11 protein-coding genes are annotated in these 10,865 nt (G+C 67.1%); 6 read left to right on the top strand and 5 right to left on the bottom strand.

The features are described from left to right. Together mobF and ACTJIY_RS20650 are read right to left on the bottom strand one after the other, a co-directional pair. On the bottom strand, nt 1–1,560 hold a 1,560-nt coding region (gene mobF, locus ACTJIY_RS20655; protein WP_440675374.1), incomplete at its 3' end, for a MobF family relaxase. Between the two features lie 66 nt (nt 1,561–1,626). Then, complete coding sequence (locus ACTJIY_RS20650; RefSeq protein WP_440675375.1) at nt 1,627–2,841, bottom strand: MFS transporter; 1,215 nt, start codon at nt 2,839–2,841, stop codon at nt 1,627–1,629. Nucleotides 2,842–2,893: 52 nt separating this feature from the next. On the opposite strand from ACTJIY_RS20650, the gene ACTJIY_RS20645 reads away from it, so the two are divergent. From ACTJIY_RS20645 to ACTJIY_RS20635, 3 genes are all read left to right on the top strand, one after another. After that, on the top strand, nt 2,894–3,904 hold the full coding sequence (locus ACTJIY_RS20645) for a LacI family DNA-binding transcriptional regulator (protein WP_440675376.1): 1,011 nt from the start codon (nt 2,894–2,896) through the stop codon (nt 3,902–3,904). A 261-nt stretch (nt 3,905–4,165) separates the two neighbouring features. After that, nucleotides 4,166–4,957: an alpha/beta fold hydrolase gene (locus ACTJIY_RS20640; protein WP_440675377.1), complete on the top strand. Its 792-nt coding sequence runs from the start codon at nt 4,166–4,168 to the stop codon at nt 4,955–4,957. Further along, nucleotides 4,957–5,394 carry a GbsR/MarR family transcriptional regulator gene (locus tag ACTJIY_RS20635; protein ID WP_440675378.1) on the top strand — a complete coding sequence of 146 codons (438 nt, stop codon included), beginning with the start codon at nt 4,957–4,959 and terminating at the stop codon, nt 5,392–5,394. The genes ACTJIY_RS20640 and ACTJIY_RS20635 overlap by 1 nt, the downstream gene beginning before the upstream one ends. A gap of 167 nt (nt 5,395–5,561) precedes the next feature. Here ACTJIY_RS20635 and ACTJIY_RS20630 read toward each other — a convergent pair whose 3' ends face one another. Continuing rightward, nucleotides 5,562–5,696, bottom strand: a complete 135-nt coding sequence (locus tag ACTJIY_RS20630) for a hypothetical protein (RefSeq protein ID WP_440675384.1) — start codon at nt 5,694–5,696, stop codon at nt 5,562–5,564. 253 nt (nt 5,697–5,949) lie between these two features. On the opposite strand from ACTJIY_RS20630, the gene ACTJIY_RS20625 reads away from it, so the two are divergent. Then, nucleotides 5,950–6,870, top strand: a complete 921-nt coding sequence (locus tag ACTJIY_RS20625; protein WP_440675379.1) for a DNA cytosine methyltransferase — start codon at nt 5,950–5,952, stop codon at nt 6,868–6,870. 239 nt (nt 6,871–7,109) lie between these two features. On the opposite strand, the gene ACTJIY_RS20620 is transcribed toward ACTJIY_RS20625, so the two are convergent. Continuing rightward, nucleotides 7,110–7,838 (bottom strand): alpha/beta fold hydrolase, encoded by a 729-nt coding sequence (locus ACTJIY_RS20620; protein WP_440697259.1) that lies wholly within the window; start codon nt 7,836–7,838, stop codon nt 7,110–7,112. A 35-nt stretch (nt 7,839–7,873) separates the two neighbouring features. After that, nucleotides 7,874–8,857, bottom strand: a complete 984-nt coding sequence (locus tag ACTJIY_RS20615) for an AraC family transcriptional regulator (RefSeq protein ID WP_440675381.1) — start codon at nt 8,855–8,857, stop codon at nt 7,874–7,876. 145 nt (nt 8,858–9,002) lie between these two features. Between ACTJIY_RS20615 and ACTJIY_RS20610 the strand changes: the two genes are divergently transcribed. Then, nucleotides 9,003–9,476 (top strand): DUF6069 family protein, encoded by a 474-nt coding sequence (locus ACTJIY_RS20610; protein WP_440675382.1) that lies wholly within the window; start codon nt 9,003–9,005, stop codon nt 9,474–9,476. A gap of 227 nt (nt 9,477–9,703) precedes the next feature. After that, a complete protein-coding gene (locus tag ACTJIY_RS20605; protein WP_440675383.1) occupies nt 9,704–10,660 on the top strand; it encodes an arginase family protein in 957 nt (318 codons plus the stop codon). Nucleotides 10,661–10,865: the final 205 nt, after the last annotated feature.

Genomic DNA, 10,865 nt, shown 5'->3' with positions numbered 1-10,865 from the left:
GGGGCGCTTGGCGATTCGTTCGACGTTGGTCAGCGGCACGGTCGGGGCGGTGGTGGTGCGGGCGCGCTCGAGGAGGCGGTCTTCGGCCGCCAGCAGCACCTGGGGGGAGAACAGTGCGGAGTGCTTCGGACGGAACACACTCGTGCCGTCCGGCCGGCGGAACACGGCCGGGCTCGATGCGAGCTCCGGCGGGGTCAGGCGCAGCGACGCGGCTTCGGCGGCGTCTACGACCAGGCCGACGACGGTTTCTCGGTCCTCGGTCGACGCGAACCGGTAGGCCATTGTCTGCCGCGCGGCCTCGGCGGTGAGGTTCCACCGGTGCCAGGTGGAGCGCTTCTCTCCGACCGCAGCCACAACGTCTGCCCCGAGCGAGGCGATCATGTCCAGCGGCATGTCGTCGGCGCGCAGCAGCAGCGGCTCCTCGTTCGCCGTCACGCTTCGCGCCCACGAGGTCGCATCCGCCCCGAGCACCCGCCCGGCCCGTTCCCGCCACGAGGCGGTGAGGTCGGCCAGCGACCGCACCTCCTTCTCTGGGCGGGTGGAGAGCGTGGCCTGGGCGCGTAGCTTCATGATCGTCGCCGCCGACGGCCGCCGCCCATGCGACGTGACGTAGCGCTCGATGAGGCGATCGGTCCCGGCGTCGATGTGCCGGGCACGGGTGGAGAACTCCTTGACCAGCGCCTCCGTCACCGCGGTGATCGCCCATGCCGGGTTCCGGTCGCGACCCATGTCGCGGGCCTCCCACGAGACGCCGAGCATCCGGGTGAGGTGGTCAGCGAAGACGGCCTCGTGCAGTTCGGAGAGGGCGACGACGGCGGCGTGCATCGGCCGCCCATCCAGCGACCGCCACTTGCCATCGAGGACGGTCTGCACCTTGTTGCTGATGACGACGTGCGTGTGCAGGTGCGGGTCGCCTGCTCGTGAGTCGTAGTGATCGAACGCCGTGGCAACCAGACAGCGGACGTCGACTTGTGCAACCGCGCCGTCGCGGCCGGTTGCGCCCGTGCGGGTGGCTGCAACCTCCCGTTCCATGAACGCAACCACCTCCGCAACTGCCGCATGGTGCGCGTCCGCGATCAACGCCTGCGTCCCGGCATCCGCGACCGCCCAGAGCACGCTCGCGGACTTCGGGATGCTGAACGTGAAGTCGAACCCCGCAACCACTCGCCGCGTCCCGCGCTCGGCTTCCTCCGCTTCGATAGTTGCGACGGCTTCTGCGCGTGACGCAGGCCCGAGCGCAGGATCAAGCGCCGCGGTGCGTGCCTCGATCCGCTCGGCCACGCTTCGGTACTCGGGGTATGCACGGCCGAGCGGTCCCCCGGTAATGGGGTCACGACCCATGCCGACCAGAAGCTGGAGCTGGGCTTCGGAGACCTGATCGCCCACACTGATCCGCCCGCCACCGAGCATGGCGACTCCGGCGCCGAGCCAGCGACCCGGCGGTGTACCTGCCTCCGCGTAGTAGCGGGTGAGAGGCGTCGACAGCGAGCGATCCCCGTCTGCGGCGGCCACGGTGCGCAGGAGGTATTTGTAGCCGTCTCCGGCGCTCATGACCCGCATCGAAACTGTCACGGTGAATAGGTGTGTCGGTAGCCTCTCCGCCGGTCACAGTTGTGAGCTGGCCGTTCAGGGACGCAGGGCGCGTGGGAGCGCGAGGAGTGCGAGTGCTCCTGCCGAGGCGATTACGGCGAGGACTACGCCCAGACCGGCCGAGTCCGCGAGGGCTCCCACGAGGATGGGAGCGGTGATCGCTCCGATGCGGGAGCAGGTGGAGATGATTCCCGCGGTGGTCGCCGGGGTGATGCGGTATCGGGTGCCGAGGGTGTCGGCGGTGTCGAAGAGCATCGGGTAGATGGGTCCGGCGCCGAAGCCGACCAGCGCGAGGGACGCGAGCGCCGCGATCGGTGGCGCCTGGAGGTGCGCGGCGAGAAGGCCGCCGACGGCGCCGCAGACGACGAGAGCGGTGGCTCCGGTGGCGATCTGCGCTGCCGTCAGACGGGTGCGCAATGGGTCGAGGAAGAGTCGTGCGATCAACAGGCCGAGCGAGAACGCAAACGGCGCGGCCGCGGCGGTACCGGCGTCTGCGTGGAAGGCGTCGGCGAGGAGAATTGCGCTCCAGTCCTGTCCAGGACCTTCGATGTAGCTGGCGGCAATCGCGGAGAGCACGATCACAGCGAGGAGTCCACGTGCTCCAGGCACGGCCGAGGATTCGGAGCGCCCCATGGCCTGCCCACCACCGACAACCGGGTGCGCGGTGTCGCGGGCTGTAGGGTCCCCGCCGCCGATGGGCAGCGATGCTGCGCGACCGGACACCAGTTGCGCCGCACCGAGCACACATGCCATGACTCCCAGGTGCACTACCGGTGAGACATTCACTGCTGCCGCTGCCGCGCCGAGGGCGGCGCCGGCGGCGAGGGCGAGGGACCACAGGGCGTGCATCCGTCCCATCAGGGGGATGCCCATGCGCTGTTGGTAGCGCACGGTGAGGGCGTTCATCGCCACGTCGTGGCCGCCATCGACGACACCGACAACGAAGAACACCGCACTGAGAAGGACGGCGGATGGCGCCAGCGGGGGCGCCACGCTGAGCACCGCGTACGCCAGGCCCGCGACGAGCATGACGGACCGCTCGGTGCGCAGGCGCATCAGGACAGGGGCGAGGACGGAACCGGTCAGACCCCCGAGTGCACCGGCGGTCAGCGCGACACCGAAAGCCGCGGCACTCGCGTGCGCGTCGGCGGCAATCTCCGCGTAGCGGCTCAGCATCCCTCCGTACAGGCCGCCGTTGACCGCGAAAGCCACCGCAACCGGCCATGCGCTGGCCGCGCCGTACGTCCGCATCAAACCCTCCCGAACGCTTTGATCGAAACAGTTCGATCCCTAGGATAGTCATATGCGCGAGTCCGGGAAAGGTGTCACGATCCGCGATGTCGCCATGCGCGCCGAGGTAAGCGTGTCCACCGTCTCCCTGGCCTTGAACCATCCTGATCGGGTCAGTCCCGCGACACGGGAGCGGGTACTCGCTGCAGCCGACGCACTGTTGTTCGTCCCAAAGGAGCAGGCCATCGCTCGTGCCCGGCGCACCGCCAAGCGCATCGGGGTGATCGGACCGTTCTCCAGTTACCCTGCGGCGATGACCCGCCTGGCCGGCATCCTCGCCGCCGCCCGAGGGGAATCGGTCGATGTCGTGGTATTCGACGAGCCCTCCGCCACGACCAGCCCCGCGCCCCTGTTGGCGAGCCTGCCCCGCACCGGACGCCTCGACGGACTACTGATCGTGAGCCTTCCCCTCGACGAACCCCTCGTCGATCGCCTGCACTCCCTCGATCTGCCCACTGTCCTGGTCGACACCGAGCACCAGGGCCTCAGCTCGGTCCGTATCGACGACGACGCCGGCGGCGCTCTCGCGGGTACCCACCTGATCGACGGCGTGCGCCACCGCTTCGCATTCATCGGCGAAGCCCAGCGCAACGACGCCTACACCACGCCCGCCCGCCGCCGGCTCGACGGCTACCGCCGTGCGCTGATCGAGCACGGACACACCCTCGACCCAGCCTTCACCCGCTGGACCAACCGCGACCTCGACACCGCGCAGGCGACCGCGCGCGACCTCCTCGATGAACCACACCGACCCGACGCGATCTTCGCCGCCGACGATCTCCTCGCTGCCGCCACCGTCCGCGCTGCACACGACCTCGCGATTACCATCCCCGCGGACCTCTCCGTCATTGGCTACGACGACACCGAGACGGCGCGCGCTCTCTCTCTGACCACTATCAGCCAGCCTCTCGCCCACAGTGGCAACGAAGGCCTGCGCCTCCTACGTGAGCAGATGCGGACCCCCAGCGACGCGCTCTCATCCACCGCCCTGCGACCTCACATCGTCCACCGCCAGACCACATGATGCAGGGACCGTCCTGCGGGGCACCGTCCTCCGCCGAATAGCGCGTCAGGGTCGTCGACAGCGAACGATCCCCGTCCGCGTCCGCGTCCGCGCCTAGCAGGCGCTCGTGACCGTCGCCGGCGCTCATGTCCCCGCATCGGGAGCGTCGTACAGTCGAGGGGCCGATGCGGGGCCCATCGGAGATTGCAAACCCCCGCTCTGCCACATTACATTCAGAGAATGGTGAAATTAGCGGGGAGGTTGAGTCGCCCGGGTGCGCAGGTGCGCTACGCCGACACGGGAGGAGACGGCCTGCCGGTGGTCTTCACCCACGGTGCGGGGATGGACCACGCAATGTTCGGAGCGCAGTCTGATGCTCTGGAGCAGGCGGGATTCCGCACTGTCGTGTGGGACCTGCGGGGGCACGGGCAGTCCGCGCTCGAGCCCGGTGTGCGGTTCACAGCGGCCGACGCGCTCGCTGATTTGGCGGCCCTGCTGGACCGGCTCAGGCTCGAACGTTCGGTGCTGGTCGGACACTCGGTCGGAGGAAACCTCTGTCAGGCCTTCGTCCGCGCGCATCCCCGACGAGCTCGCGGTCTAGTCGTCCTCGACTCGACGTGGAACGCCGGACCACTGAGCAGCATCGAGCGTCTGGGACTGCGTCTGGCCGCCCCCATGCTCACACTGATCCCGGCATCCAGGCTGCCGGGCCTGATGGCACGTGCCTCCGCTGTCCTGCCGGGTGCCATCGCGGAGACCGAGTCGACGTTCGCGCGGATGCCCAAACGCACGTTCCTCGACGTCTGGCGTGCCGCCGTCTCGCTGGTCGCACCCGAGCCGACATACCGGACCCCGGTTCCGCTGGCACTGATCAGAGGCGCCCGCGACGGTACGGGCAACATCGCCGCGGCCATGCCGCGATGGGCCCAGGCAGAGGGCATAGTCGAGCAGGTCATTCCCGACGCAGGACATGTCGTCACCCTCGACGCGCCCGAAGCCACCTCGCAGGCGATCCTGCAGGCGCTGGAACAGTGGCGTCTCGATGACCCGCACGTCCCAGGAGGCGACCGGTGATGGACGACGAGCAGCAGCAGTTCATCGACGTCATGGGCGACACGCTGGCGTCGTGGCACTTGTCCCGGGCGACCGGCCGCATCTACGGGTACCTCCTCCTGCGCAGTGCGCCTTCCTCATCCGAAGAGCTCCGCACGAACCTCACCCTCAGCGCCGGCGCAGTGAGCACCTCGACAAGAGAGCTGGTCTCCTGGGGACTCGCCCGCACCATCGCACAGCCTGGCAGCCGCCGACTCCTCGTCGAGGCGACCGGCGGATTCGAGCAACTCCTGGCCGCGAGCCATGAACGCTCCCGCGCGTTCATCCGCACCCTACGCGCAGCCCAGCCCCTTACCGACGACGATCGTGCCGCGCAACGCCTCCGAGACGTCACGAACCTCTTTGCCGCATACGTCGAGGCCGGAGAACAGATGCTCCGCGCACACACCCAGGCCTGACAGCCATGCCTGTCACGATGAACTAGCACAGTACTAACGCAGCGACCCCGCCCACAACGCCCACCATCGGCATCCGTGTCATCTTCGACAGGCGAACAAGCCGTTCTGCGTGATGGCCGATCTCCACGGCCGTAGCGGTCACCATCGCGCACATTGATCAGACGCAGCTACCTTTGGCGCCCAACGGCGCCTTCGGCGTTGTAGTAGCGGGTCAGCAGGGCGGAGAGCGAGCGGTCGCCGTCGCCGGCCGCGACGGTGCGCAGCAGGTACTTGTACCCGTCGCCAGCGCTCATCACGCGCATCGAAACAGTCTTGCAGGCCGCCCCATCTGCTTGCTCATGAGGTGAGTAGGGGCCCGCCGACGGCGGATCAACCTCGATCTGCAAGAGGCGTGGTGGCTCTGAGGCGAGGTGCGGGATAGCAGTTCGCCAGGGTCGCGGGCGGCCGGTGCGAGGTCTAGCGCGGGATGCGACGCGAGCACCTGGCAGGTGACCAGCCCGGCATCGAGGTCACGAGTGGAGCGACGGCCGGGGTCACCGATCTGCCGGAGGCCTCATGCGCAAGCCGAACGACGAGAACGACGCCCGTCCGCTGCGGGTCGGGTCGCTGTTCTCCGGCTACGGAGGACTCGACATCGCCGTTGAGGAGGTCTTCAACGCCCGCACGATCTGGTTCTCAGAGATCAACGAGCCCGTCGCCCGCGTCTTCTCCCATCACTGGCCCGATGCGCCCAACCTCGGCGACATCACCACGATCGACTGGGGCAGGGTCGAGCCGATTGATGTGCTCTGCGGAGGATTCCCCTGCCAGGACGTGTCCACGGTCGGGAAGATGGCGGGCCTTGCACCCGGCACCCGCTCCGGCCTCTGGGCGCATATGGCGACCGCAGTCGAGGCGCTGCAACCCGAGTGGGTCGTCATCGAGAATGTGTGCGGGCTGCTCTCCGCAACCGCCATCCGCCCGAGCCTGAAAGGAGACGAAGATGACCGATGCAACCCCGAGCCCGCACCCCTACAGGTGCAGCCCTTCGCGGTGTGGAACCCGACCCGTGGGGTCTGGGAGACCAGCCAGCCCGACCTCTACGGGCACTTGGCGCCGTACTCGGAGACCTGGCCGATCTCCGGTACGACGCGCGATGGATCGCCCTACCCGCTTCCGCCATCGGTGCACCGCATCCCCGGTTCCGCATCTTCATCCTCGCGCGACGCGCTGTTTCGAACCCCGCTAGCCTCAGACTCTTCCCGCGGCGGGGAGACCTTGGCGCAAGTGCGAGTTCGTCGCGGGACGATAGCGCTGTCGCATCAAGTCATCGACCTCGCCTTGCACGGACCGGACGGCTCAGCGAACCAGAACGACGAGTCGGAGACGCTGTGGTCCTTGATCGAAGACATCTTCGCTACTGGGGACGCTACGCCACAGCCGTCGCGCGATGGGAACACATCACCGGGCGATCTGCCCCTAAGCCAGCCCTCCTAAGCACGACGAAGGGGCCGCGGCCCGCGTCAGAGTTCGTTGAATGGCTCATGGGTCTCGAACCTGGCTGGGTCACCGAGTCGTCCCACGATCTGACCGACAACCAGCAACTCGCTGCGCTTGGAAACGGCGTCCTGCCGATTCAGGCGGTGACAGCTCTCCGCGTCATGCTACGGACGCAATCACCCTGAATACAGGGGACTCGATGTTGCCTCAGGCACCGCCGTCGGGCGTGAACCCAATCAGGCAAGCCAAGCCTGTAGTCGGTCTGCCAGCCAGTGTGGCTTCTGGAGCGGAACTCCGTGACCACACTCGGCGATGGTTTCAGGCTCGCCATCGGCTCGATAACGGGTGAGGTGGTGCGCCGAGCGGGCCATGATCGCTCGTTCTCGCTCGCCCACCACGACGAGGGCCTTGCCTTCGTATGAAGCCCACGTGGGCGGGATGGTGAACCGTATGTTCTCGCCCACCGACGCCACGAGCGTCCGTGTCGAAAGGTTCTGAGTGGTTCTGAGGTAGTCGGGGAACAGTGTCGGGGGGATGAACAGTTCCTTCGCCTGTGCTCGCGCGAACCACTCCCGCTTCGCAAGCGGCGCCGCCGTTCGCAGCAGTGCGAGGGTCGCATTCGGCCATCTCGACGGTTCTGCCTGGGCGCTGATGATCCCGACGTGCGAGACCAGGTCAGGGCGGCGGACGGCGAGGAGCACAGCGAGTTGCGCGCCGAGCGAGAAACCGACGACCGCGACCGGGCGGTCGTCGCGGTGCTGGAGCGCTTCCACGAGCGCTTCGATGGTCCGTTCGTGCGACTCATAGTCTGCGTGCGCACTGCGGTCGTGCCCTGGCAGGTCTGGGACAAGGAATCGGTATCCGGCGCCCATCTGCTCGATCAGTGGTCGCCACATCCACCCGGCGACTCCACCTCCATGGAGCAGTAGGACGGGTGTCCCATTGCGGTCGCCGAACTCGTCCACGATGATTCCGCGGGGTGGGCTTGAGCTTCGGTCTGTCACGCCGTGTCTCCTTCTGCTGGTTTGCCGGTGTCCGGGAGGCCGCCGCGTCTGCCGGCTCGGCGTGCTGCCCCTGGCGATATTCCACGTTCCCGGCGGAAGGCGTGTGCGAAGGCGTACTCCGAGCTGTAGCCAACACGCTGAGCGATCGCGCGCATCGATTGATCCGTGTCGGTGAGCAGGGCGGCGGCGAGATTCATCCGCCACCAGGTGATGTAGGTCATGGGTGGATCGCCGATCAGCTCATGGAATCGGCGCGCGAAGGCGGTGCGGGACATGACCGCACGCTGAGCGAGTTCGGCGACTGTCCAGGGGTGCCCGGGATTGTCGTGGAAGGCGTCGAGTGCGGAGCGGATTCCTGGGTCTCGGATTGCGGTGACCCAGGAATGTGCGCTGTCCGGTAGGACGCGCTCGTCGTTGCACGCCCGGAGGATGTGGATGAACAGGACGTCGAGGAGTGCGGCGACCAGGTGATCGGTGCCCGGTCCAGGTCGGTCGAGTTCCATCGCGAGTAGTTCCACGGCGTCCCTGAGAGGCTCGCCGCGATCGAATGGCGCGCGCAAGATCACTACGGGTGGGAGCTGGGCAAGCAACGGGTGGATGAAACGCAGGTCGAGTTCGTAGGCGCCGCACAGCGTGACCGTTTGTTCCCCGGGTATCCCATGGTCCGGGTTCGCCGGTATATCAACGGCGCCGTTGCCGGTCACTCGGCCCGGTTCGCACGCCTCAGCTAGCTCGGCATCGATGCGATCGGCGAGCGCATGCTCGATCCCGCTGGGGAGGAACAGGACGTCTCCTGTCTGTAGGCGTATCGGTTCCTCACCATCACGGAGCAGCCAGCACGTCCCGCGGAGGATCACCTGGAATCCGGCCGAGCCCTCGACCGCAGCGAAACGCTGGCCCCATGGTGCCGTCCAGGTGACGCGCTGAGATCGCGGTCGTCCTCGCCGGAGGACTGCGACCACCTCGCTCATCATGTCCATGAACTGAGTCTATACAGAAGCTCGCACTCGAAGGACGATCACACATGAAGGCGGTGCATTCGCGTATTGATCGTGCCTCAGACGGGACATAGCGTGATTACTGCCGTGCCGATTACCGCCATGGCCTTCAAAGTCAGGAGACCTCATGCCCTCTGAGATTCAAACCACTCGGGCCAGCAGCCGACCCAAGCTGCCCCAAACATTGACGGCCAACTGGCGTCCTCGCCTGCTCGGCGCCGTTGTCGCGACACTGTCCTGCACGCTCATCTGGCTAGCGGGACGTGCAGCGGGCGCGACGTTCGTCGTCTCGTTCGGCGACGAGCACGCGTCCATGGACGCCACCATCTGGGCCGTCATTGGTTCCGTGCTTTCGGCCGCCGTCGCGGGATGGGTTCTGCTTGTCGTGCTCGAACTTTTCACGACGCGAGCGCGAACCGTATGGACGGTGCTCGCGCTCACGGCGGCGGCGGTTTCGACGCTCCCAGCATTCGGCTATGAAGCGGATACCGAGACCAAGCTGTCGTTGACTTTCATGCACGTCGCGGCCGCAGCGGTGATCATCCCCCTGTTCCGCCGTCGGGATAGTTCCGCAGCAGGAGAGACTCACCAGCAGCCGTGAACGCCCGACACAGACGCCTGCTCCGCGCCGCGCACGCTCCGTGCGGCTGGTGCTCGCAGAGTTGGCGCCCGGTGGCGATTCTATCCAGGGGTGGTGACCGCACAGGTTCGCAAGCCCGCAAAGGTCGCTTTCATAGAATCAGGTGGAAGCGATGCCGGATCGCACCATAGACAAGTCCGCGAGTCTGGCTCGTGAGAAGCCCTCGCATGCGTAGGTCAGGAGAACGGATGCCGATGCCCGAAGTCACGCGGCGGTTTGTCGTCGTGGACGCGCCGTCGAATCTTGGACTGCGCCCTCCCGAGGAAGGGGCTGTGCCAGGCTGTTACAAGGCGCCCGGGGCGCTTCGAGACACGGGGCTCCTGAACGTGCTCGGCGCGCAAGACGGCGGAGTCGTGACGCCAGGACGGTATCGCCCTGGCCGCGTCGCGGGTGCGGTACGCAACGAGGCGACGATCGCCGATCATTCACGACGTTTGGCGGAACGGCTCGAGTCGATCATTGCCAACCGGGGCCTCCCTGTCGTGCTGGGCGGCGACTGCAGCATCCTCATCGGCATTGGGCTCGCTCTAAATCGCAGCGGACCGTATGGTCTGATCAGCATAGACGGCCTCGACTACCGGCACCCGGGAAACAGCGACTCGGTGGGATCCGCGGGCGGCGAGAGCCTCGCGCTGGTGACGGGCCTTGGCGGGGCACTGGCGAACCTAGACGGCCGGGGTCCGTATTTGCGTTCGTCCGATGTCGTGTCGATCGGCTCGCGCCCAGGCGACGAGTTCGCTGGCGACGCGGCAGCAGACGGGGTGACGGTCATCGATGCCGTCACCACGGCGACTGATACCGAGAACGCCGTACGAGAAGCCCTGAGCGTCGTCGAGCGTCCCGACCTCAGCGGATTCTGGGTTCATCTAGACGTCGACGTCATCGACCTAGACCTGATGCCGGCCGTCGATAGTCCCGAGCCGGGAGGACTCAGCTTTGACCAACTTGCACTCATCCTGGGATCACTCACCGCGTCTGAGCGCTTCATCGGTCTGGACCTGACGATCTACGATCCCGACCTCGATCCCGACCTCATCCACGGCCACCGAATCACCGATCTGCTCGCGCGGTCGCTCACCAGACGCACGTCGCCCACTCACGATGAGGCGGCCGTCGGAGCCTCCGCAGATCGACGTCCCGCCTAGGGCGTGTTGCTAAAGGTTGATTCGTGCGGATCGGTAGCCTGGGAGCATGCCGGAACTCTTCCGAAGTGCCGCCGGACGCTTGCAGGAAGCCGGGTGGACGTTTGAGCCGCCGACGTCGATGGAGAACGGCGTTCCCTCCCCGCTGCGCGCGGCACCCGAAACGGTGATCCGCTGGGTGTCCTCGTTCTCACTCCTGTCGAGCTCA

Source organism: Cellulosimicrobium sp. 22598 (genome assembly GCF_052044445.1).
In the GTDB taxonomy this organism is placed as follows: Bacteria; Actinomycetota; Actinomycetes; order Actinomycetales; family Cellulomonadaceae; genus Cellulosimicrobium; species Cellulosimicrobium cellulans_G.
The sequence above is the reverse complement of the archived record's forward strand: the minus strand, read 5'-3'. Positions and strand labels throughout refer to the sequence as shown.